Source organism: Bartonella sp. HY406, assembly GCF_025449315.1.
Lineage (GTDB): Bacteria > Pseudomonadota > Alphaproteobacteria > Rhizobiales > Rhizobiaceae > HY038.
In genome coordinates, this window is record NZ_CP104893.1 from 219,793 (window position 1) to 244,425 (window position 24,633).

The window sequence follows — 24,633 nt, forward strand, 5'->3', positions numbered from 1 at the left end:
CTTAACTCCCCAAATCATCGGTGTCTACGCTGCTATCGCCGCTTGCAGACCATTCCCAAATGCGGGCAAGATGATCATAGTCACCAACATAATTAACCAATGGTGGCATAGCCCGCGATAAATAGCCTTGGTTTTCATCCAAATAGAGCGAGACCAATTGATGCAATCGCTGCCATGCAAGCTCAGATAGTTCCATGGCTGTTTTATCACCATCTTTTAAAATAGTTTGCGCTTCCACTTCGCCTTTGCCGGTTAAGCGCACATAAATAAGATCAGTTGGTGCGCTGTCTTTTTCACATTCACTAAAAGCACCGCGCCGCAATAAAGCCCCTTCAAGGGCTAATTGCGGTGCCATAAGGGTTGCGGCTTGTTTGATTGACGGAGTGGAGCCTGTTTTAAAATCTAAGATTTCTGCGCCGCCATCATCTAGCATATCAATACGGTCGGCGCGTCCTGAAAGGCTAATGCCGCTTCCATTAATCTCAACCGCACGCGCTTTAATTTCCGGTAAGCGCTTGCGCGGTGATAAATTTTGTTCAAACGCAATAAGCTGCGGCATTAACATACGAAAACGCGGCCACCAAATCGCTTCAACATCAAGCGGTAATTGCATTTTATCAAATTCTTCGCGGGCAATATCACTCAGCATATTGATCATTAATTCACTATCAAGCACTGGTACATGTTCGCTAAAACTTGCAACAATGGCGTGATAAAGCGTACCGCGTTCTGCGACCGATGGGTCGCGAATAAGCGGATCAAGGGGTTTTAGCCGTAAAATTTTCTTGGCATAAATCGCATAAGGATCGCGGCGCAGCGTTTCCACTTCAGTCACTGAAAAATGCTTGGGCCGTAATTTTAATAAAGGTTTTGGATTAGGACGCTCAATAAACGGCACGTCATCGGCTTCATCAAGCTTTCTTGCCCAATAAAGATATTTGGCACCGCGCTCGCGCAGTTTAATCATATCGGCTTGGCCTATCACCGTTTCAAGCCGCTGCAACCAGCGTGATGGCACAGATGGTGCATTATCCAATTTGACTGAACGGGTCATAATTACCCGCTCGCTACCAAGGATCATTTGAAAATCATGGGCGGCAATACCAGTGCTGCGCTCTGGCGGATCAAGTGCAATAGTGGCTTTCATCGGCCGCGACATGAAAGGGTCATTACGGGTAGAACCCGGCCACACACCTTCATTAAGGCCACCAATCACCATTGTATCGACATTTTGCAAGCGCGATTCTAACGCACCCCAAATATAAAGCCGTGGGTGGCCACCTTGTAACATACGCACACTGATTGTTGCACCAATTGCCGCAAAAACTTCTGGCCACTCTGCTGCTTGAAATGTAAGACCCGAGCGGTCAGCCACCAATTCTTGCATAAAACTGATAAGACCCTGCCCAGGTTCGCGATCATATAGTTTTTCAATCGTACCATCTTCGTCACGGCCGAAATTTTCAAAACTGGCAATGGTTGCTTCCACTGCTTGTAAGATGGTGACTTCACCTTCCATCTTGGCAAAATCAGCAAGTGGTTTTGCAGCTTCCATCAAAAGACCAGCAAAGCTTTGCGCTTCTTCAATTAATAAGGGATCAATCCGATCAAAATTATGGCTATCAAGCTCGGTCATTTTAAGCAAGCGTTCGGCAATAAAAGCAGGGCAATTGGCTAAAGATATGCGTCCGGTGCCGCCACGCAGGGCAAAAAGCTCAAAACGCTCAACTAAGCGGCGTAATTGATGGCGTGGTTTACCTAGCCGCGTTAATGGATGCTTCAACAATGACAAAAATGCCACCGGATCACCGGGAGAAAAAACACAATCCAACAATAAACGAATGAGCGCGGCAGGTTCCGTTTCACTTAATGGCTTGCCGCCAGAATCATCAGCATAAATGCCAAAGCGTTTTAATTCTGCCGCAACACGGCGGGCAAGATTTCTGTCGCCAGTTACAAAGGCCGCAGTTTTATCGGGCTCATGGATGGCATCACGCAAAGCAACGGCAATGGTAACCGCTTCTTCACGCTCGCTTGCGGTTTCAACAAGTGAGAAATTAGCAAAAGCTTCTTCAACCAATTTTAAGTTGAGTTTTGACCACTGGTCGGTGGTCGCAGCAGGGCGAAAGGCTTGCGCAACAATAAATTCCCTTGCGCGTTTGTCGGGGCTTATATCACCAATATGCTCAACGCTGTCACGCAATGCGCCAATTTTTTGCAAAAGTAAATGCAAACCATATTGTGGATTACCAAAGATTGATGGATCGGAAATGGTATCACTTAAAGAATTCCAACTTTTGTCATCAAGGTCGCGATCAAGCCCCGGTAAAACCACCGCACCATTAGGCAAATGGGCAATGACTTTTAAAAGCTCTGCCGCGGCTGGAATAGAGCCCGTTGACCCTGCCGCTATAACCGGGCCTTTTGGTGGATTATTTTTAAGGCTTGAAGCATGTTCGCGGATCATTTGATTACGCCACCAAGCAGGATTGGACTGACCGCGTTCTTTCAAAATTTCAGGCCAGCTTGCGGTGACAATGCGTAAAAAATCAAGCGTTACTTGCCACCATTCGGCAACAAGGTCGGGACAAATATCTTTAAGGCCTGCCCAATCTGCTTCATCAGTTTCCACTTGATCCATCAATTTAGCAAGATCCCCAGCAAACCAGATGGCATCAGCAGTATTGGCTGGAATGGTAATATCTTCACGGCCGAATAATTGGCGTAAATGCTGGGGTAGATTTTCACGCCATGGACGAATAAGCCGCGCTAATAATAATTGCCGTTCAATGGTAGAAATAGGCGGCGCTTTTTCCAATATTTCTTCGCCTGATAAAAGCGATAAAGGTCCATCATCATCAACATCACCCAATGGGCGGATGATGGGCAAAAAACTGGCTGTAGTTTTATTTTTTTCGACAAAAGCTGCACGAAGCGCACGACCAGCACGGCGCGTTGGCACATAAATGGTAACATTGGCAAGGCTTAGCGGATCATCAATTTTATGGCCGTCAAGCAAAGTACCATTGGTCAAGGCATCAACCAAGGTTGGAAGAAATGGCACACCAGACGCAATCGAAAAAAGCCTCGGCTTTCGCATATCTTCACCTTTAAACTTTATAAAATAATGCATTTTTTTTGCATGAATATCCATGCAAAACAAGCAAACTATTGCCTATGGTATAATGGTGACATTTAATCTTGATGCCGGCTCTTCATCAAATTTTCAACCACATCAATCATATCCATCGTCCCAGCCGTATACCAATCGCCAAGAAGTGCTAGTCCATAAAGCCGATGATTGGCAATTGCCTTATCAAAATAATGATTTAATGAATGGGGTTCAAGATTACCTCTATCCAATATTTGCGGATTAAGAATAAAGCAACCGGGATAAATAACCGAATTATCAACAAAAGCAGGCGCGCGGCTAAGTCTACCATCATCATCGATTAAAAAATCGCCTCGCTCATTCCCTGGCGCGGTAAGGCGTGGCACAACCAACATCGCCATATCCATTTTGTCACTATCAAAAAAATCGGCTAGCCGCAAAAGATTTGATTGGTTATAATCAACCCAAAATGAATCCGAGTTCAGCACAAAAAATGGTTCATCGCCTAGTAATGGCAATGCTTTGATAATGCCCCCAGCTGAATCTAGCAATTGTTCGCGTTCATCGGAAATAATGATGTCCATATCATCAAATTTTTGCTGTGCGATATAATCAGCAATTTTCTCGCCAAGATAATGAATATTGACAACGACTTTTTTAATGCCAGCATTTTGCAATATCTGCAAATTTCGCAATAGCATCGGTTTGCCGTATATTTCCACCAAGGGTTTTGGTGTAGTAAGCGTCAATGGCCGCATACGTGTGCCAAGCCCCGCTGCCAATATCATTGCTGTTTCAATTTTCATGACACGTTCCGGTAAATTTTTAAGCGCATATATCTAATGAAAATTTTTGGTGTGAATTTTCAATTTTATTAAAGTGCTATTTCATTTTATTTTTTTGCATAGATTATTTTAAACCCTTGTTGCTCAAGGCGCTTTTCAACAACGCTAAATTTTTCACTGAGCAATTTTTCATAAGGTAATTGTTTATTGGCAACCAGCATTAACTGCCCTTTAGGCTTTAACGCATCAAAGGCGCGTGCAATAAAATTCTGCCCAATGCTACTATCGCTAGCCCGTCCTTCATGAAATGGCGGATTACTAATAATCCAATCATAAGAAATTTCAGGCTTTTCAGTTAATAAGTCATACCAATAATAATTGACATTGCGTGATTCAGCTTGTGCAACAATATTGCCTTTGGCAGCCTCCAAAGCATCCAAATCAGCTTCAAATAAATCAAGCTGTGAAATCTTTGGAAATTTTTCCAATAATTTAGCAGCAATGAAACCCCAACCTGCGCCAAAATCAGCCACATCACCTTTGACATCATTTTCTATGGTGTTTATTAGCAATTGTGAGCCAGGGTCAATGCGCCCATGGGAAAACATACCAGGCATTGTCATAAATTGGTCGTTAAAAGTAATGGATTGTATATGGGTTGTTTCGATCTTGTCCAATGATAGCGTATCGGGACGGGTAAACCAAAAACATTGACCATGATATTTGGCTAGATTTCCCTCAATATCATATAATTGGCTAACCCATTTGCGCATTGATTGCACGCCAAGATTTTTGTCGCCGCAAATGATGATTTTACCTTGCGGCTTAACGACTTGAAGCAATTGTAAAAAATACTGTTGGTTGCGCCCCTTATGCTTGGACAGCATTAAAAAGCCGCCATCATAAATTTTGCCATCTAGCAGCTCGCTTTGGCAGTTAAAACCGCTATGCTTTAATCTTAAATAGCTTGGACGCCATGTTTGAATATTATCTAAATGGCTCTGCCATTCTGTTGGTGGGCACTGGTCAAAACCAAAACTAATATAGGATGTGTTTGGTTCTAAGTGAAGGGCGTCATTTTCAAATGGTAAAAAGGGTAATAGATTGCTGCTTTGTACCATTGTAAATTAACCTTTTTGATGTGTTAATGACGCTTTACCAATGACTTGGTCGATTATTAGCTTTTTGTGTTGCATCTATAAGGCTAAAACAACGATAAAGAAAGCTTAAAGCGCTAAATAGAGCGTAACGTCTTGCTTTATTGCAATTAATTGCTTGTTGAAAGGATAAGCTCCCTTAAACGACCTTTGTTTAAAGGAGCTTTTCACATAATTGCTTATTCATTTTTTGGCAAAGCTGGTTTGACGTAATCTGGCATAGGATTAACAAATTCGTGGCCATTAAGACGCTTTTTAAGGTCGGCTTTCATATCAGCAATTTGCTCAGGATTACGGAAAATTTCTAAAGCTGTCGCCGCCATTGCTTTTGCGGCATGGGCCATGCCTTTATGGGCAACGGGTAATTTTCCTTGTGCGGTCATTTGCCATGAGTGCAATTGTGTACCAATAGCGCAAGTTGCACCGCGCATTTGAACCGTTGGTACAACCCAACTAACGCTGCCAACATCGGTTGAGCCAATAAAGCCTCTTTCACCTGCATAAGGCTTGAAAATTTCTTCACAAAGACTTTGGTCGGCTTTATAGGGCACGCCATAGCGTTGGAATGATTCTTCAATATCTTGCGCGCTAAATGTTTTTTGAAATTCTTTGGCTGTTGCACGATCTTGCTCGTCAAAAATAGGTGGTCCAAGACGCTCCAATTCTCGTTGCATAATAGCTTCAAGCGGTGTATTGCCAATAAGATTGGCTTCACCACTGGCAATTTCTTGCGACATTTCAGTTTCGGTCATAAGGGCGGCACCTTGTGCAATTTTAATTACCCGCTCAACCAATTCATAAACTTCTGGCAAGGTTAAGGCGCGAATTAAATAGCGCACGCTAGCATAGGCCTGCACCACATTAGGTGCAACGCCGCCGGTATTGGTAACTGCATAATGAATACGTGCAGATGATGGCATATGCTCGCGCATATAATTAACGCCAACATTCATCAATTCAACTGCGTCAAGCGCTGAACGGCCAAGGTGAGGGGAGGCCGCCGCATGAGCCGAGCGGCCTTTGAAAGAAAAGATAATTTCCATACAAGCAAGCGAGATGGGATCGGTTAAACCGGCAAATGGCCCTGGGTGCCAGCAAATAGCAACGTCAACATCGTCAAAAAGACCCTCACGCACCATGAAACCTTTGCCCGAGCCACCTTCTTCAGCGGGGCAACCATAATAGCGAATACGCCCTTTTACGCCATTTTTTTGTAACCAGTCCTTGACTGCTGCTGCCGCTAATATCGAGCCAGAGCCAAGAAGATTATGGCCACAGCCATGGCCGTTGGTACCATTATCTGCCCGCTTTTCTTCAGCAAGGCCAGCAACCTGCCCAAGATCCGGCAAAGCATCATATTCGCCAAGGATTGCGATAACAGGTCCATCTTCGCCAGCTTCACCTGTAACGGCGGTTGGTAATCCTGCAACGCCGCGCTTAACTTTAAAGCCCTCAGCGTGGAGCATTGCTTCATGAGCGTCACAGGCAACAAACTCATTAAAATTCAATTCTGGATGATCCCAGACCGTGTCACTAAGCCCAAAAAAAGCTTCTTCTTTAGATTCAACAATATCCCATACATCAAGAGAATTCTTGCTCATTCTATACTCCTAAATTCCTTGCCCTAAAGCCTTTTTATAAAAGCCGTATAGTGGGCTTAGAACACTATAATTTAAGTTGAGGTAGTTGTTTCAAGGTTGATCTTAAGGGGTTACATCAACACCAAACCATTTAATGCCTAATTCTTTCACAACGCCTTCTTTAATGGCTTGTGCAATGGCTTGATTAAACATTGCCTGAAGCTCTGGCGAGTTCTTCCGAAGTCCGATGCCTGCGCCTTCACCCAAAATCCCACCCTTATAAAAAGGTCCAACCATGATTAAATCTTCAAAACCAGGCTTTTTTTGTAAAACACGAAAATAGCTTTGTGCCGCAATAAGGGCATCAACCCGGCCTGAGCGTAAATCAAGATCATGTTGCTCGGTCAATTTATATTCGCGGATGGTTGCAACATCTTTGAAATAAGCAGCGGCTAAAGACTGGGCTAGTGATGCTGTCTGCACACCAATAACATGCCCTTTTAGCGCAGCTTTTACATCATTCATGGTTTGATCAATAGTAGCTTTATCACCATCTAGGGATAGGTTTTCGCCATCATGGGGTAGCTTTGCAAGTGGGCTATTCTTCATGGTTGCAAATACTTGTGGACCAGCCATGTAAGAAGCGGTAAAATCAACAACTTCCGCTCTTTTCGGTGTGTTGGTGAGGCCAGACATGATGACATCAAATTTTCCAGCATTAAGAGCGGGAATGATGCTATCAAATGGTTGCACAACATAAGAGCATTTAACTTGCATTTTTTCACAAAGATAACGCGCAAGTTCAATTTCAAAGCCATCTAATGTGCCGTCAGGCTTAGTAAAATTATAGGGATAGAAGGATGCTTCTGTGCCGATTTTTACTTCGGTAATGGGTTTGTTTTGAGCATGGGCAATTATGCTCACCATGCTCAAAAATAAACTCGAAATTATTATAATTATTTGTTTCATTGTGTTCCCCTATTTGTAACTTATGGCGTTACATCAAAACCAAACCATTTTTCTGATAAGCGTTTGATTGTGCCATCAGCTTTAGCTTCATCAATTGCTTTATTAAACATTGCTTGTAGTTGTGGCGAATTTTTGCGCATGCCAACACCAGCACCTTGCCCAAGAAGTCCACCTTTATAATATGGTCCAACAAGTACTAAATCTTCATAACCAGGCTTGGTCTTAAGGTCGTTAAAATAGCCTAATGAAGCAACGATGATATCAACGCGGCCAGCTTTAAGGTCAAGATCATGCTGTTGTGTCGTTTTATATTCACGAATTTCGCTGCTATCCTTGTAATAGGCATCAAGTAAGGAAAGGCCTAACGACGCGGTTTGTACGCCGATAACACGGCCTTTAACGGCGACCTTGATGTCTTCTATGGCTTTTTCGGCATTTTCTTTATCGCTTGCCAATTGCAAAGTTTCGCCTTGATGGGGCAAAGGATCTAAAGGACTGCCCTTAAGGGTTGCAAAAACCTGTGGAGTTAAGCTATAAGATTGTGAAAAATCAATGGTTTCACGCCGTTTTGCTGTATTGGTAAGACCGGACATGATGACATCAAATTTTCCTGCATTAAGCGCGGGTATCATACTGTCAAAGGGTTGAATGACAAAGGTGCACTCCACCTTCATTTTTTCACATAAGGCATTGCCAAGGTCAATTTCATAGCCATCTAGGCTGCCATCTGGCTTGGTAAAATTGAAAGGACGAAATGCGCCTTCAGTGCCAATACGGATAGATGTAATTGGCTTTTCTTGTGCCTGTGCAAGTGACCCATTAAAAGAAATGGCTGCAACAATTGCGAGTAATGCGGTTTTTATTTTCATAAAATATGCCTTTCTAAAACATTTTTGAGTAAAAGCTCAATTAGCTTTTAGATTGAAAAATGCGATAAAACAAAGAATTTAGAGCGCCTCACTGCTTGAAGTGAAAGTGATTTAGTCATAGTTACGCTGATGCTCATGGTTAATAAATTGGCGAAAACGTTCCGATTTCGAATTTTTAAAAACGTCTGCTGGATGTCCGTCTTCTTCGATATGACCTTTTTCTAAAAATAAAACACGATTTGAAACATCACGGGCAAAACCCATTTCGTGGGTAACCACCAACATGGTGCGGCCTTCTTCGGCAAGGCTACGCATCACGCGCAACACTTCACCAACAAGTTCTGGGTCAAGGGCGGATGTTGGCTCATCAAACAACATGACTTTGGGGCGCATAGCAAGTGCACGGGCAATAGCTGCGCGCTGTTGTTGCCCGCCCGATAAGTGCGAAGGGTAATTATTGCGCTTGTCGGCAATGCCAACTTTTTCAAGCAGGGCTTCTGCTTCGGCTATACAGTCCTTGCGATCACGCTTTTGAACATAAATTGGTGCCTCAATCACATTTTCTAAAATAGTGCGGTGGCTCCATAGGTTGAAACTTTGAAATACCATGCCAAGCTCAGAGCGAATATGCTCGACCTGTTTACGGCTTGCAGGCCCATAATTTTTCTTGCCCGGATGCTTCATTTTAATTGGTTCACCAGCAACAATTATTTCACCGGCAGAAGGGGTTTCAAGAAAATTAATGCAGCGCAACAGCGTTGATTTGCCTGAACCTGATGAGCCTAAAATAGAAATGACATCGCCTTCCATCGCTTTAAATGAAATGCCTTTTAATACTTCATGATTGCCAAATGTTTTGCGAAGTTCACGCACTTCCAATGCCGGCATTGTATTGGCGTCATTTGTATTCATATTATCGGCAATGGTCATGAATTTAATACTTTCAATTCTATTTCGACCGGTGGTCGTTGATGAGCATTTAGACGGTATTCGATCATTGCGATACACCGTGTTAGAATAAAGTTTATTGCAAGATATATTGCGCCAGCAATGATGAAAACATCAACCGCGCGATAAGTTTCTGCAATGATTTTACCTGCAATACCAGTAATTTCAAGCAAGGTAATTGCAGATGCTAGTGAGGTTGTTTTGACCATGAGAATAATTTCATTGCCATAAGCAGGAAGTGCCTGCCTTATTGCTAAGGGTAAAACCACCCGTCTAAAGCAGGTAAATCGTGACATGCCACAGGCATAAGCTGCTTCAACTTGGTTTTCTGACACAGAGCGTAGACCTCCGCGAATAATTTCAGAGCCGTAAGCTGCATGGTTGAGCATAAGAGCTATAATTGCGCACCAATAAGGTTCACGTAAAATTGGCCATAAAAACGAATATCGGATTGTGGGAAATTGACTTAATCCATAATAAATAATGAAAATTTGTACAAGAAAAGGTGTCCCGCGGAAAATGAAAATATAAAACCGTGCGGTCCAGTCAAGAAACCATAGGCCTGATAGACGCATACCTGCTAGCAATAAAGCAAAAAACATGCCTAAAAATACTGACCATGCCGCCAGTTGCAAGGTGAGTGGTGCGCCCGATAGGATTTGAAAAAAAGAATCGATGTAAAAATTATCGCTCATCGTGAACGCCTCATGCCACGGGAAAAAATGCGTTCAGATATTTGCAATGCACTGCCCGAAACTGTCGAAATTAAAAGATAAATGGCAGCAGCTATTATATAAAACTGGAAGTGTAAGCCCGTATTGCCCGCACCAAATTTAGCTTGTTGCATCAAATCGATAATACCAACAATAGAGACCAAGGCTGATTCTTTAAGGGCAACCTGCCAAACATTGCCAAAACCTGGTAGCGCATAGCGAAAAGCCAAAGGGGCAATAATTCGGCGAAATTTAATCCAAAGGCTCATTCCACTTGCGGTTGCGGCTTCAATTTCACCTGATGGAATTGCTTTATACGCGCCTCGAAAGACTTCAGTATGAAGTGCGCCTGAACAAATGGCAATAGCAAGGACGCCGGCTAAAAATCCCGGAAAACCTATAAAACCCTCCGATCCAAAATAACGCCCAATAGCGGTGACAGCACTGCTGCCGCCAAAATAAAATAGGTAGATCACTAGAAGATCGGGGATACCACGAATAACGGTTGTATAGGTTTCGGCGATGATACGCAAAATGCGACCACCTGACAATTTTGCCCAAGCTGCCAAAATTCCGATCACTGCACCAAGAAAAAAACCACAAATGGCAAGAGCAATAGTTAACAAAGCACCTAATAATAGCACTTTGCCCCAGCCTTCAGGGCCAAAGCCGATAATATTTATAAAACTGGCAGCGTCCATATACTAATCCGAAATTTGACAACAATATGAAATTTTAGTTACGCACTTTGTCATTAACAAATGAAAAAAGCAAATTTGTTCCTCATATTTCGCCCTGTTATGACAGGTTTTTCAACAAATCATCATATTTAGAATGTGTTTCACTTAATCAATGCAGACCCTTGCAGTTGTAGCGGGGTCTCATGGCGTATAGCTTGGCGGAAAAATGAACATGCTATTTGTTTCATCAGCAATAAGAACCAGTGAAAAACTAATTTCTAACCTCAGTATTTTCTAGCTTCGTCCTAGGTTTATTATATTTTACCTTTTGAATGCAAATTTATAACCTCTCTAGTTATAGCAATAATAGGAGAGGAACTCATGGCTGAACAAAAGCGGGTTATTGATACGCTTGTCATTGGTGGAGGACAGGCAGGAATTGCAGCAAGTGAACATTTAAGCAATAATCATATTGAGCATATCGTACTTGAAAAAAATCGCATTGCCGAAGCTTGGCGCACCGGACGCTGGGATTCATTGGTTGCCAATGGTCCTGCTTGGCATGATAGTTTTCCTGATATGGAATTTAAGGGTGGCGATCCCGATGCTTTTATCCCCAAGGATGATATTGCCCAATATATGGAAGATTATGCCAGCCAAATTAACGCACCAATTGAAACAGGTGTTGAAGTCACCCGTGTCATGCCCAATGAGGGACGCTATGGTTATACTGTACAGACTACCAATGGCGTTATTGAAGCGAAAAATATTGTTATCGCAACCGGGCCTTTTCAAAAGCCAATTATTCCAGCTATTGCCCCACTTGGCTCTGATCTTTATCAAATTCACTCTGCCGACTATTATAATCCGCAACAATTACCTGAAGGTGCGGTATTGGTAGTTGGCGCTGGCTCATCTGGTGTGCAAATTGCCGATGAATTGCAAAGAGCGGGCAAAAAAGTATATCTTTCAATTGGCGCCCATGATCGCCCACCGCGTTCCTATCGTAACCGTGATTTTTGCTGGTGGCTTGGCGTTTTAGGGCTTTGGGATGCCCCTGCTAATGCGCCGGGTAAAGAACATGTAACCATTGCAGTAAGTGGCGCGCGCGGCGGTCATACGGTAGATTTTCGTAATCTTGCCCATCAAGGGATTACTTTGGTTGGCTTAACGAAATCCTTTGCTGATGGTGAAGTGTTTTTTGCGGATAATCTTAATGAAAATATCCGCCTTGGTGATGAAAGCTATTTGGCTTTGCTTGATGCTGCCGATGCTTATATCAAAGCCAATGGACTTGATTTACCCCAAGAGCCGCAAGCAAGGCAATTTTTGCCCAATCCCCCAGAGATGGATGAACCTATCTTATCGCTAAATCTCAAAGAGGCAGGTATTACCTCAATTATCTGGGCAACGGGCTATGGAATTGATTATAGCTGGGTAGAGATTGACGAATTTCAAGGACAACAACGCCCTAAACATCAACGTGGTGTTTCTAATTACGAAGGCATTTATTTCCTTGGTCTACCATGGTTATCACGGCGCGGATCATCTTTTATCTGGGGTGTTTGGCATGACGCCAAATTTGTTGCCGATCATATTGCTAACCGAAAAAAATATACGCAATATAGGGATAAGAGCCAACGAGCTTAATGCTTTTAACCATAGCAATAAAGCATTTTTGCAAAAATAAAAATCTTTAAATGTTATTTTCCAATTTGTTAGGAGCATTAAATGCCAACTCACACCCGTATTCGTATGTTTAATACTAAGGAAACTTACCCAAATCAAAACTTGGATAATGATTTATGTCAAGCAGTTCGTGCCGGCAATACTGTTTATGTGCGTGGGCAAGTTGGGACTGATTTTGATGGCAATCTTATAGGCTTGGGTGATCCACGCGCTCAAGCCGAGCAAGCAATGAAAAATATCAAACAATTGCTAGAAGAAGCAGGTAGTGATTTATCGCATATTGTTAAAACAACAACCTATATTATTGATCCTCGTTATCGGGAGCCTGTTTATCAAGAAGTTGGTAAATGGCTTAAAGGTGTGTTTCCCATTTCAACGGGTCTTGTTGTTTCTGGTCTTGCGCAACCCCAATGGTTGGTGGAAATTGACGTAATTGCCGTTATTCCTGATGAAAGTGCTAGTTAAGGAGCGATCATGACTTTTTCAATTACAGCACGCTGCGCACAAACGGGTCAGCTTGGCATTGCTTTGAGCTCTTCAAGCATTGCAGTTGGCGCACGCTGTCCTTGGCTTCAAGCGGAAATTGGCGCGGTTTCCAGCCAAAATATCACTCTGCCTTCTTTGGGACCGCGCGGTCTTGTCTTTTTAAAAAATGGCGACACCGTTGATATTGCTTTGCAAAAAGCCTTAGCCGAAGATCCTTTTGCCGATTATCGTCAAGTTGCAATGATTGATGCCGAAGGGCAAACCGCGTCTTTTAGCGGTAAGCAAACCTTGGGTATTTATCATGTGGTGAGTGGCAATAATTGTATCGGTGCTGGCAATATGTTGGCAAATACTGCAGTTATTGATGCCATGGTGCAAGCATTTGAAAACAGCGATGGGTTACTGGCTGGACGTTTGATAAAGGCCTTGCAAGCAGCGATAATTGCAGGGGGAGAGGCTGGTCCCGTGCATTCTGCAGCCGTTAAAGTTGTTGGTGAGCAAGCTTGGCCGATGGTGGATTTAAGAGTGGATTGGCATGATGATGCGCCAATTAGCGCGCTTCAAAAACTTTGGCTAGATTATGCACCTCAAATGGATGCCTATATGGTTCGTGCGCTTGATCCAAGGCAAGCACCAAGTTATGGAGTTCCGGGGGATGAATGAAAATGTTAAGGCGATATTGGCGCAGCTTGTTGCTTTTGATACAACCAGCTATAAATCCAATCTTGATCTTATTCATTACATCAAGGAATTATTACAATCTTATGGTTTAGAGCCAAAGCTTATTCATGATGCGAGTGGCAAAAAGGCTAATCTTTATGCCTGTCTACCGGCACAAACAAAAGGCGGTATCATATTGTCGGGGCATACGGATGTCGTGCCAGTTGATGGGCAAGCATGGACATTTCCGCCGTTTGAATTGACCGAGCAGGATGGCCGCTATTATGGGCGCGGCACCACCGACATGAAAGGTTTTATTGCCTGTGTGTTAGCGTCATTACCATTGTTTTTAAGCGCAGATCTGAAAATGCCCCTGCATTTTGCTTTTTCTTATGATGAAGAAGTTGGGTGTCTTGGTGTTGGTCATCTTATTGATCAGTTAAAGTTAATGGATGATAAGCCAGATTTTTGTATCATCGGTGAACCAACTCAAATGCAAGCGATTTATGGGCATAAGGGTAAGGTTGCTATGCGTTGCCAAATCCATGGACATGCTTGCCATTCTGCTTATGCGCCACAAGGGGTGAATGCGATTGAATATGCAGCTAAAATGATGAGTAAAATTATTTCGGTTGCTGATGGCTTAAAAGCAACGCAAGACAAAAATTTTGATCCACCTTTTAGCACGATGCAGGTGGGGGTAATCCGTGGTGGCAGCGCACTTAATATTGTACCACAATTATGTGAATTTGATTTTGAAATTCGTCATTTGCCAAATAGTAAGCCAGATATTGCATTAACTGAAATTGCAAATTACGCATCGGATATTTTATTGCCAGAAATGCAGGCAGTCCATCAGGCAACACATATTGAATTTAGTCAATTAAGCCGCTATCCTGGGCTTTTAACCGATGTAAAATTGCCTTTTGCACAAAACTTGGCAAAATGGAGTGACAGCAAGGATTTTTCTACTGTGGCATTTGGAACAGAGGGTGGATTATTTCAAGATGCTGGCATTACCACATTGGTTTGCGGCCCCGGTAATATGGAGCAGGGGCATAAGCCAGATGAATTTATTGCTATTGAACAATTAGAAAAATGTCAAACCATGCTTACCAAATTGCATCAATGGCTGAAAGCTTAGGTTTTTATGCTCGTATTTTTCCCAATAATGTAGCAATCAAACATTTATGCCTTGCTGCTAAGATTATGGAAGTGGGTGATATAAAACAAATTTTTTAGCAGCTTGGCTTTTTCCAGTAAGGTGGCATTGCGTTAAATTAAAATTTTAGGATTGAAGTTAATAAGGCGCATCCATTCCGGGGATAACTTCATTAGAAATCATTTTATAACAATGATCATAAAATAATTGTACGAGCCGTGTTTTTTTTGTGCCAGCCAACGCAATAAGACCGATATTCATTGGTTTTAAGCCTTTTTCAAGTGGAATATGAATGAGTTTGCGTCCGTCCATGGAAATATGAGAGCGTGGACGCACATTGGCAAGAGTATAACCATAACCATTGGCAGCCGTTGTTCGTAATACGTCTTGGTGGGGAGAGCGCATGGCAATATTGGGGTTAAGACCTTGATTAAAGAACAATGATAAAAAATATTCAGTACTTACGGGTAAATCGAGCAGTAATAATGGCTCGCGTACTAGGTCAGACAATTGTAAAGATTTTGCAGTTGCTAATGGGTGGGTTTCACCCATTACGACATAAGGCGGTAATTCTGCCAGTTCAATAAATTCAAAGCCGTCAGGAATTAAAAGGTCATAACTGAGTGCTACGTCAATTTCGCCATTTTGTAGCTTCTGGAGAAGACCATGATGATCGCTAACAACATTATTTATAATGACTTCATCATATTGCGATGTAAAACTATAGGTAAGTTCGGTCATTACCATTGAGGCAAGGGTTACCATACAACCTAGTGTGAGTTGTCCGCGTGCGCCATTGGCTGTTTCAGAGGCAACAACATAAAGACTTTCTGCCTGCTCTAGCAATAATTTTGCCTGTATTAATAGGGTTTTGCCGGCTGGGGTAAGCGCTAGGCCTTGGGCATGGCGGCGAATAAAAAGCTGAACTTTTAATTCTTCTTCTAAATTGGCAATAGCGGCAGAAATAGAAGGCTGCGATATATGAACCCGCTCTGCTGCAAGGGTGATGCTTCCAGTTTCTGCAGTTGCAATAAAATATTGAATTTGACGTAATGTATAACGCATTATCCCCCCAATAAGTTGTTATTTTGCATTTTTCTTGCAATGACATCGCTTGATAAATATCAGCGCCCGCAATTAAAAATGTTAAGCCGTCATTATGATTATGTCGAGTCCTTAAAAGTAAATGATTTTTGATTATGAATATTCTACTGGCTTTTGCGCAGCTTTATCACTTAGGTCGGTTGGTCTTTGGCTGTAATATCAGTGGTATTATTTTTTTATACGCAATGCATTATAAGCTTGGCAATTTTCGCAAACCATATGGCGTTCTATATCATTTGAATTAAAATTGCTTTTTACATCCCAAACTTTTAAATTTTGCTTTTGACATTTGGGGCATAAAACCATCGCATCTTTGTTTTGACTAATAACTATCCCTGCTTGTATCCATCGATTAGATATATGCCTTTCAAGTACCATAACATACCTTATAAAATAAGCCTTTTGTCAGTATTATTAAGCCGCGTTGATGGAATTATATGAAACCCTATTGTTATGTATATTTCATAGCAGTGTGGGTTTTTCATTATGGTCTAATTTTTATAAATTTGTATTGATATTTAAACAATAAAAAGCCCGCATAAAGCGGGCTTTTCCATAAGTTTTTTAAAATACTATGCGGCTGTCACAGCGTGATCAGTTAAAAGCGAATAAAGGGCTTGCGAATCGTGGCTATTGCGCAATTTATTGACCATGTCGCAATCGCGTAATAGGCGTGCAATCCGTGATAGTGCTTTCAAGTGATCCGCACCAGAACCTTCTGGAGCAAGAAGAAGAAAAACGAGATCAACAGGTTGATCGTCAAGCGCTTCAAAATCGACCGGATTTTGCAATCGAGCAAAAACACCGACAATTTTATCAATGTCTGGCAATTTACCATGGGGAATAGCAATACCATTACCCACAGCTGTTGAACCAAGTTTTTCACGTTGCAAAATTGTGTCGAATATATCGCGCTCCGGTAAACCGGTTAATTCTGCAGCTCTTTCGGCCATAATCTGTAAAAGCTGTTTCTTAGAACTCGCTTTTAACGCCGGAATAATAGCTTCCGGCGCTATCAGATCACTTAAACCCATCATATTTGCTTCCCTTCAGTCAGCATAGCTACTGGTTAAAGTATAATTTGCACCATATAGGGCTAAATTTAATTACTTCCAGTATGTTTTACATTTGATGGATCAATCCAACCAATATTGCCATCGGCACGGCGATAAACAATATTAACTTTTTCACTTCCCGCATTGCGGAAAACAAGGACCGGATTATCCATCAAATCAAGTTCAATAACGGCATCTGCAACCGATAATAGGCGCAGCGCCATGGATGTTTCAGCAACAATTGTTGGTGCATAATCTTCTGGAAAATCGTCCTCTTCATCAGGGACAGGTTCCATAACCCGATAAGCAACATCAGCAAAAGCCTGACTGGTAGACTCGTTCTTGTGTGACTTGATGCGGCGCTTATAACGGCGTAGGCGCTTTTCAATGCGTTCAGCAGCGGCGTCAAATGCGCCTTGCGGATCCATTGCGTCACCGGTGGTTTGCAATACCGCACCAGTGCTTAAATGTAATACGCAATCGGCAGAATATTTTGCCCCTGACTTTGTTACAGTTATATGCCCTGTAGTGCCATCAGCAAAATATTTAGAGATTGCATCATTGATGCGCTCTTCAATTCGGGTGCGGAAAGCATCACCGATATCCATATGCTGTCCTGAGATGCGTAGCGACATTGTGAACCTCGTTTATTATTTGTTACAAGACCAATGTAGCCCTAACCGATGAATAGCGCAAATACTATCCGCATCTTCCACAAACAACTTGATTTGAGCACCAGTTTTGCGGGGTTCTAGTCACAAATTATGCAAATGTCAATCGTCGAATTTAGGCTTTTGTGGACAAAATTCGTGCTTTTTTCTCACGCCGACGTGCAACAGAAGATGGAATATTCATTGCTTCGCGGTATTTGGCAACGGTTCGCCGTGCAATATCCATGCCCTCTTTTTTTAGCAAATCAACCAAATTATCATCGGATAATATAGCATTGGCCGGCTCGTCTTGGATTAATTGCCTGATGCGGTGGCGCACAGATTCTGATGAATGCGCCTCACTGCCATCTGCGGCGGCAATCGCCGTGGTGAAGAAAAAGCGCAAATCAAGCGTGCCGCGTGGTGTTGCAACATATTTATTGGTAGTAACTCGGCTGATGGTTGATTCATGAATACCAATTTTTTCAGCTAAAGCAGTCATGCTTAATGGCTTTAAATGACTAATGCCGTGGCGCAGGAAGCCCTGTTGTTGGCGCACGATCTCGCTTACCACTAGCAAAAGCGTATTCGCACGCTGGTCTAATGCTTTTAACAACCAATTGGCGCTTTGTAATGCATTGCTTAAAAACTCTTGATCGGTTTTGTCACGGCAAACAATATTGCTGTAATTTTCATTGATTAAAATTTTGGGTAATAGATGTGGGTTAAGTTCAACTCGAAAATCATCGCCACTATGCGTAATAAAGACATCCGGCACTATGATATCAGTGGGGCTTGAGCTAAAGGCAAGCCCCGGTTTTGGATCAAGCGCGCGAATTTCTCCAAGCATGTCTATTAAGTCTTCTTCATCAACCCCGCAAATCCGCTTTAATTTAACAAAATCTCGTTTGGCAAGATCTTCTAAATGGGTAAGAAGCTTTGCCATTGCTGGATCATAGCGATTTTTGTCTTTAAGTTGTAGGGCAAGACAGCCGGCTAAATCCTTCGCAAAAATACCAATAGGATCAAATCCTTGCAGGCGATTTAAGATATTTTCTATCCTAGCAATTGATTGATTAAGCCGCAAGGCGGTTTCTTCTAGATCTCCAATGAAATAACCTGATTCGTCAATCTGATCGGCAAGATCACGGGCAATAAAGCGATCAACCGAATCATGAAAACTATAAAGAATTTGTTCATCAATATGGGCGCGAAGGCTAATCGGTGCGTTGATAAATTGTGCAAAATCGTCAATATTACCGTTAGCACTATCTTTTAAGCGAAAATCTGCCCTTATATCGGGCTGTTTTGGATCTTCGATTCTTGGAGCGCTATCATAGATATTATCGTTAAGCACTGCACTATCGGTGGCGATATTTTCACTTTGACTAAAGGCCGATTTTTGCAATTCCTCAGTGGTGAGGCTTGGTGTTTCATCGCTATTTGGGCGAGTATCTTTAATATCATTATCATTTTTATTGACAAGATCAAGCAATGGGTTGCGTTCAATTTCCTCGTTAATAAAACGTTCAAGCTCAATACCAGTCATAGCCAATAATTTAATTGACTGCACCAATTGCGACGTCATCACTAGCTGTTGGGAGTGCCGCAAATGTAATTCTGCTGATAAAGCCATTTACCTCCTCCCTTCGCTGCAAAATATTGATCAGTTTTTAATAATCCAAGTCTTTTAAAACCTAAAAAGGTCTTTTCATAAAGCTTTTTTTATTCTTTTCTTGATTTGTTGTTTATTTTTTGGCTTTCCCAAGGTCTTTTGCCATTATTGTAAATAAAAAAGCCCTGAACTTTATTCAGGGCTTTGATAATCGCAATTTAAAAACAGCTTTTATGCATTGGCTGCAGCAAGCTTTTCGCGGTCTGCTTTACGCATGCGCTCAGATGCTGATTTTAATTGACCGCAGGCAGCAAGAATATCACGGCCACGAGGCGTGCGGATAGGTGATGCATAACCGGCACGATTAACAATATCGGCAAAAAGTTCGATCTGTTCCCAATCTGAACATTGATAATTGGTGCCAGGCCATGGATTGAATGGAATAAGATTAATCTTTGCTGGGATGCCTTGCAATAATTTAACTAAGCGCTTTGCATCCTCAACGCCGTCATTAACATCTTTGAGCATCACATATTCAAAGGTAATACGCCGTGCATTGGAAAGGCCGGGATAATTACGACAGGCTTCCATTAATTGCTCTAGTGGATATTTTTTATTGATTGGCACAAGCAAGTCACGCAAATCATCGCGCACTGCATGGAGCGATATAGCAAGCATTACGCCAATTTCATCACCGGTGCGATAAATTTCTGGCACAACACCCGACGTTGATAGGGTTATACGGCGTTTAGATAGAGAAATTCCTTCGCCATCGGATGCAATCAGTAAAGCTTTTTTGACGCTTTCAAAATTATAAAGCGGCTCACCCATACCCATCATGACGATGTTGGAAATTTTACGCCCTTCTTCAGGTACAATCGCGCCATCAGGCGTATCCTTATCTGGAAAATCACCAAGCTTGTCACGGGCAACCAATAATTGCGCCAAAATTTCTTCCGAGGTTAAATTACGCACCATGCGCTGTGTGCCAGTGTGACAAAATGAGCAAGTAAGGGTGCAGCCAACTTGACTTGAAATACAAAGCGTACCGCGCCCTTCTTCAGGTATATAAACGGTTTCGATCTCGACTGGCCGCCCCGCACCGCGCGGTGGGAAACGCAATAACCACTTGCGTGTACCATCGCTTGAAATTTGCTCGGTTACAATTTCTGGGCGTGCAATTGTAAAGTTTTGTGCAAGCTTTTGCCGCAATTCTTTAGAAATATTAAACATATCATCAAAAGACGAAACACCACGTACATAAAGCCAATGCCATAATTGCCCAACGCGCATACGTGTTTGACGTGCAGGAACACCGATTTTTTCAAGCGCCTCGGCCATTTCTTCGCGGCTCATGCCAATAAGGGCTGGCAGGGCTTCACTCATGCCAACAAGTGGGGGTGCTTTGTGACATGCACCAACAGGGGCTAAATCATAAGAAATGCTCATTAATAGGCTCGATTATCTAAAGGCTTTATGGTTGGTTTCATTATGGCACTTATTCATTGCACAAAGACGTAAGGAGTTTTCAATTTTTAAATTGAAATGTTTAATCCATATTATCCAGATAGGCCACCCTTGTGATTGCTCATTTTAAGCATCATTAGTCAAGTTAAGGCAAATAAGTGCAAATATCTCTATTCCATTGATGAAAATCTATATCTCATTAAAGGAGGCTTATATCATAAAAATTCTAAAAGGTCACGTTTTTTATAATAGTGATAAATGAGCCAGTTTTATTAACATGCAATATGGAACTTATAACTAAGATGTTGGCCATCTATTTTGTAAATTGCAAGATGTCTTAAAGTGAAAAACCCATGTGAAGGCACATGGGTTTATGAGTTTAATAGGCTTATAAATTCAAAATAAACCATTAAATCAAAAGAATAGCTAATGTTTAATGTTTTATCCCGTTTAGTGAGCCATCAATTAAAGCAAATTATTTGCAGTTTTTCATGGAGTTTAATGCAGCGGTAATGCCTTTAAGCGAGTAAGTATACGTTGTATTGGTACCGCGTGCTGATACCGCCTTCACCACCATAGTCGTACCCGAACGCAATGCTGCGATTAATTTTGTTTCGTTTTGCGATGATTCAATCCAAGCCGATTTTTCTTTGGTGAAAAGTGTGAAACTACCTTTACCATCAATTGTCACCGTTACATTGGCGCGCAAATTGTAGCCCGCCATGAATTGCGGTTCAAAACTTGTCGATCCATCAGGACGCTTGGAAATAAGAAAGAAATTATCGCCATGATTGACACTTGATGGCTCTTGTTTTGTAGGTGCCGACAAGACATAGCAAACGGTACCCGTTCCAGCTTTATAGGAGTAAGCGCCCCAGTAATCAAACTGATTTAACCGTGTTGGGCTCTGTGCCATGGCGGCAGTTGCCAAACCAATGGTCAATCCAATGGTCATGATTGACGCTGCAACAAAAGTTTTTCCAAACATCATTATACCAGCTCACTTTTTTGTTTCATTTTTGTTTATCTTTAGTCTTTTGGTTTTAGTGCATTAACAGCTACATCATAAATTTCCAAAATGACTATTACTCAAATAATTTTTGTCTTTTAATTGTTTAAGCCCAAATTAGCAAATAGCAATTTAATGGCAAATTCTATAAAACAAATCAATAATGGCTTAAATAGGGTTACTAAAAAGTGAATAAGTGCATATTTTTCTGCTTAATACGCATTTTTTTTCACGTTTTTTGCTTCCAATGCCTCATCAGCAAGGTCAAAATGCTGTTCATTGATATAAGGTTTAATAGTTGCAAGGGCCGCAGCTAATACGGTTATATCATCGCTAAAGCCAATAATTGCCAAAAAATCAGGGATGATATCAATAGGCATAACAAAATAAGCAAGCGCTGCAAACAGCGTTGCCTTGACATGTTTTGGAGTGGCTGGATCAAAAGCACAATAATATGCAGCAATGAGTTCACGGGTAAATGGAATATATTGTGCTGCTTTTTTGAACGTAGACCAAAATAGTCTCTTAACACGTGTGGCACGGGCTTGTTGTTGGCGTTCACTACCTGCAGCTAAAATTTTACCCAATTGTTTTTTATCCAATACAATCGTCCTATAATTAAAAAGTTCAAGCAACCATTTTAAAATTGGTTTACGCTTATTTATGCGAATATTATCGTTTAAATAGGGATTAAATGCGGCGTTTTCTAATTAACTGCTAAAAAATTAACCATTTCTAATTTTATTGATTATATTGATAATGCGTGCTTTTGATCTATTATAGATTTCAAATGAGACATTAGTGATGATATTTTGATATATTTTGTGGTCTCAACCGCTATATTCAACAAAATATATTGATTAATTGAGCTAGTTTAGAAGATTATTATCCTTACCGCATAAAAGCGCCTAAATCATTGTTCTATAATAGAACAAAAGTTTTATAAAATGGACAGTTAGCGCTTTTTTCATTACCCATACATCATATGCTTATGAGGTATGGGTTTGAAAATATAAGCTTCATTCAATCTGGCTAACAGGTTCGCCCTATAGTTATATTGAAATATAAGACAGATGAACGTTAAAAGCCTGCTTCGGATTTAAGAGATGAGTATTTATCTGCCCATTGCTGAAATGTCTTTAAATATGCTGGTGTTAATTGGCATGGGAGCAGTTGTCGGTTTTTTATCTGGTCTTTTTGGCGTTGGCGGTGGCTTTTTGATTACGCCACTGTTAATTTTTTATAATATTCCGCCAGCAATTGCCGTTGGTACAGGTGCCAATCAAGTTATTGCTTCATCGGTTACTGGCGCATTGTCACATTTTAAACGCCGTACTCTTGATATAAAGATGGGTACATTTTTAGTTGTCGGTGGTTTGGTTGGCTCGGCAATCGGTATTGAGCTGTTTTCACTCTTGCGACGTATTGGTCAACTTGACCTTATTATCTCGTTGCTCTACGTGGTTTTACTTGGTGGCATTGGCATATTAATGACCATTGAAAGCGTGCGCTCTATGCGTCGTGCGCGTGGTGGCATGTCGCCAACAGTCCGCCGCCCTGGACATCAAGGTTGGATTCACCGCCTGCCATTTAAAATGCGTTTTAAAGCGTCAAAAATCTATGTCAGTGTGATTCCTGTTTTAGGTATTGGTTTTGTTATTGGTATTTTGTCATCCGTGATGGGTGTTGGCGGTGGCTTTATTATGGTGCCAGCTTTAATTTATCTTTTGCGAGTACCAACCAATGTCGTTGTTGGAACATCGCTTTTTCAAATCACTTTTGTCACCGCCTTTACCACTGTTTTGCAATCAATCACCAACCAATCGGTTGACGTGATTTTGGCATTTTTGCTGATGCTTGGCGGTGTTGTCGGTGCACAATATGGCACCAAGGCTGGTCGCAAGTTAAAGGCCGAGCAGTTACGTCTTTTATTGGCTTTATTGGTATTAATTATGGCGCTTTGGCTAGCATTCCAGCTATTTATTCGCCCAAGCGAGCTCTTTAGCTTAACCATTGTGACGGGGTAGGTGATGAAAAATCTGTTTCCCTATCTTTTAAACAAAATAGCTGTTTGTGTTTTAGCAACAATGGTAGTTGCTGCCAATGCTCAAGCGCAGGATGCTACATCAACAGCGCCAGTTGCGACCCAAATACCCGAGCAGGTACAAATTATTGTCACCACTGATACCATCACTATTGGCACAAACTTTACCGGTACTGATCTTTATATTGCTGGAGTTGTGCAGCATGCCGACCCCTTGGTTGCGCGCCAAAATCGCTATAATATTATTGTGACCCTTGAAGGTCCCGCACGTGAAATGACCATGCGCCAAAAAAAACGCCGCTTAGGTGTTTGGGTTAATGCTGACGCGCTCACCTTTAAGTCTGTACCACTTTATTATAATCTTGGTGCAACAAGTGAGCTACGGGATATTACCGCGCCGCAAACCTATCGTGATCTTGGTTTGTCTATTGATTATATGCCCTTGCAGTCAGATAGTTTGGACCAGGAAAAAGTTCACCAATTTCGTGAACAGCTCATTGCTTTGAAGAAAAAACAACATCTTTATACCGAAAATCCGGGAACAGTTATGCTTGATCCGTCTTCATTGTTTAAGGCGCGTTTTGAATTGCCTGCTAATTTGCCCGTTGGTAATTATCAAATCAAAGCGTATTTATTCCGCGATGGCGCCTATGTTAGCCATGCTGAAACCCGTATGGATATTATGAAAGCGCATTTTGCCTATTCTATCTATCATTTGGCTCATGCCCATGCTTGGCTATATGGCTTATTGGCGGTTTTTATAGCAATTTTTACCGGTTTTGCAGGACGTTTCATCTTGCGCAAGGATTAAAAAGGCGATTAGCATAAGCATTGGTTTTAGAAAAAGCGGTAAGGATTATGCGATCCTTACCGCTTTTG

General features: G+C 41.8%; 22 protein-coding genes. 6 read left to right on the forward strand and 16 right to left on the reverse strand.

Annotation, left to right across the window (positions count from 1 at the left end; all coding sequences use genetic code 11):
• Position 1: 1 nt before the first annotated feature.
• The 9 genes from addB to N6B01_RS00850 form a co-directional block, all read right to left on the reverse strand.
• Positions 2-3,100, reverse strand: a complete 3,099-nt coding sequence (addB, locus tag N6B01_RS00810) for a double-strand break repair protein AddB (RefSeq protein WP_262079467.1) — start codon at positions 3,098-3,100, stop codon at positions 2-4.
• 95 nt (positions 3,101-3,195) lie between these two features.
• Positions 3,196-3,918 carry a nucleotidyltransferase family protein gene (locus N6B01_RS00815; protein ID WP_315973317.1) on the reverse strand — a complete coding sequence of 241 codons (723 nt, stop codon included), beginning with the start codon at positions 3,916-3,918 and terminating at the stop codon, positions 3,196-3,198.
• Positions 3,919-4,004: 86 nt separating this feature from the next.
• Complete coding sequence (locus N6B01_RS00820; RefSeq protein ID WP_262079468.1) at positions 4,005-5,018, reverse strand: class I SAM-dependent methyltransferase; 1,014 nt, start codon at positions 5,016-5,018, stop codon at positions 4,005-4,007.
• A gap of 215 nt (positions 5,019-5,233) precedes the next feature.
• Positions 5,234-6,655, reverse strand: coding sequence for a M20 family metallopeptidase (locus N6B01_RS00825; RefSeq protein ID WP_262079469.1), 1,422 nt, complete (start codon positions 6,653-6,655; stop codon positions 5,234-5,236).
• 102 nt (positions 6,656-6,757) lie between these two features.
• Complete coding sequence (locus tag N6B01_RS00830; RefSeq protein ID WP_262079470.1) at positions 6,758-7,603, reverse strand: transporter substrate-binding domain-containing protein; 846 nt, start codon at positions 7,601-7,603, stop codon at positions 6,758-6,760.
• Between the two features lie 20 nt (positions 7,604-7,623).
• Positions 7,624-8,472 (reverse strand): transporter substrate-binding domain-containing protein, encoded by an 849-nt coding sequence (locus N6B01_RS00835; protein WP_262079471.1) that lies wholly within the window; start codon positions 8,470-8,472, stop codon positions 7,624-7,626.
• A 111-nt stretch (positions 8,473-8,583) separates the two neighbouring features.
• Positions 8,584-9,402: an ABC transporter ATP-binding protein gene (locus N6B01_RS00840; protein ID WP_315973318.1), complete on the reverse strand. Its 819-nt coding sequence runs from the start codon at positions 9,400-9,402 to the stop codon at positions 8,584-8,586.
• The gene (locus tag N6B01_RS00845; protein WP_262079472.1) at positions 9,399-10,115 is read right to left on the reverse strand and encodes an ABC transporter permease; all 717 of its coding nucleotides are present in this window, start codon (positions 10,113-10,115) and stop codon (positions 9,399-9,401) included. The genes N6B01_RS00840 and N6B01_RS00845 overlap by 4 nt, the downstream gene beginning before the upstream one ends.
• On the reverse strand, positions 10,112-10,834 hold the full coding sequence (locus N6B01_RS00850) for an ABC transporter permease (RefSeq protein ID WP_182418466.1): 723 nt from the start codon (positions 10,832-10,834) through the stop codon (positions 10,112-10,114). Before N6B01_RS00850 ends, N6B01_RS00845 begins: the two co-directional genes overlap by 4 nt.
• Positions 10,835-11,194: 360 nt before the next feature.
• Between N6B01_RS00850 and N6B01_RS00855 the strand changes: the two genes are divergently transcribed.
• The 4 genes from N6B01_RS00855 to argE all read left to right on the forward strand — a co-directional run bounded on the left by N6B01_RS00855 (position 11,195) and on the right by argE (position 14,792).
• Positions 11,195-12,463, forward strand: a complete 1,269-nt coding sequence (locus N6B01_RS00855) for a flavin-containing monooxygenase (protein WP_262079473.1) — start codon at positions 11,195-11,197, stop codon at positions 12,461-12,463.
• 81 nt (positions 12,464-12,544) lie between these two features.
• Positions 12,545-12,967 carry a RidA family protein gene (locus tag N6B01_RS00860; RefSeq protein WP_182418468.1) on the forward strand — a complete coding sequence of 141 codons (423 nt, stop codon included), beginning with the start codon at positions 12,545-12,547 and terminating at the stop codon, positions 12,965-12,967.
• A 9-nt stretch (positions 12,968-12,976) separates the two neighbouring features.
• Positions 12,977-13,651: a DUF1028 domain-containing protein gene (locus N6B01_RS00865; protein ID WP_262079474.1), complete on the forward strand. Its 675-nt coding sequence runs from the start codon at positions 12,977-12,979 to the stop codon at positions 13,649-13,651.
• Positions 13,644-14,792: an acetylornithine deacetylase gene (gene argE / locus N6B01_RS00870; protein ID WP_262079475.1), complete on the forward strand. Its 1,149-nt coding sequence runs from the start codon at positions 13,644-13,646 to the stop codon at positions 14,790-14,792. Before N6B01_RS00865 ends, argE begins: the two co-directional genes overlap by 8 nt.
• 156 nt (positions 14,793-14,948) lie before the next feature.
• Here argE and N6B01_RS00875 read toward each other — a convergent pair whose 3' ends face one another.
• From N6B01_RS00875 to N6B01_RS00905, 7 genes are all read right to left on the reverse strand, one after another.
• Positions 14,949-15,875: a LysR family transcriptional regulator gene (locus N6B01_RS00875; RefSeq protein WP_182418471.1), complete on the reverse strand. Its 927-nt coding sequence runs from the start codon at positions 15,873-15,875 to the stop codon at positions 14,949-14,951.
• Positions 15,876-16,486: 611 nt separating this feature from the next.
• A complete protein-coding gene (ptsN, locus tag N6B01_RS00880) occupies positions 16,487-16,948 on the reverse strand; it encodes a PTS IIA-like nitrogen regulatory protein PtsN (protein ID WP_182419577.1) in 462 nt (153 codons plus the stop codon).
• Between the two features lie 68 nt (positions 16,949-17,016).
• A complete protein-coding gene (hpf, locus tag N6B01_RS00885; RefSeq protein ID WP_182418473.1) occupies positions 17,017-17,604 on the reverse strand; it encodes a ribosome hibernation-promoting factor, HPF/YfiA family in 588 nt (195 codons plus the stop codon).
• Between the two features lie 151 nt (positions 17,605-17,755).
• Positions 17,756-19,255, reverse strand: coding sequence for an RNA polymerase factor sigma-54 (rpoN, locus tag N6B01_RS00890; protein ID WP_262079476.1), 1,500 nt, complete (start codon positions 19,253-19,255; stop codon positions 17,756-17,758).
• A gap of 210 nt (positions 19,256-19,465) precedes the next feature.
• Positions 19,466-20,683, reverse strand: a complete 1,218-nt coding sequence (gene rlmN, locus N6B01_RS00895; protein ID WP_410007217.1) for a dual-specificity RNA methyltransferase RlmN — start codon at positions 20,681-20,683, stop codon at positions 19,466-19,468.
• Between the two features lie 493 nt (positions 20,684-21,176).
• Positions 21,177-21,689, reverse strand: coding sequence for an invasion associated locus B family protein (locus N6B01_RS00900; protein WP_262080695.1), 513 nt, complete (start codon positions 21,687-21,689; stop codon positions 21,177-21,179).
• A gap of 233 nt (positions 21,690-21,922) precedes the next feature.
• Positions 21,923-22,312 carry a YkvA family protein gene (locus N6B01_RS00905; protein WP_262079477.1) on the reverse strand — a complete coding sequence of 130 codons (390 nt, stop codon included), beginning with the start codon at positions 22,310-22,312 and terminating at the stop codon, positions 21,923-21,925.
• A 504-nt stretch (positions 22,313-22,816) separates the two neighbouring features.
• On the opposite strand from N6B01_RS00905, the gene N6B01_RS00910 reads away from it, so the two are divergent.
• Both N6B01_RS00910 and N6B01_RS00915 read left to right on the forward strand, forming a co-directional pair.
• Positions 22,817-23,737, forward strand: coding sequence for a sulfite exporter TauE/SafE family protein (locus N6B01_RS00910; RefSeq protein ID WP_182418476.1), 921 nt, complete (start codon positions 22,817-22,819; stop codon positions 23,735-23,737).
• A gap of 3 nt (positions 23,738-23,740) precedes the next feature.
• Positions 23,741-24,565 (forward strand): TIGR02186 family protein, encoded by an 825-nt coding sequence (locus N6B01_RS00915; RefSeq protein ID WP_262079478.1) that lies wholly within the window; start codon positions 23,741-23,743, stop codon positions 24,563-24,565.
• Positions 24,566-24,633 lie beyond the last annotated feature (68 nt).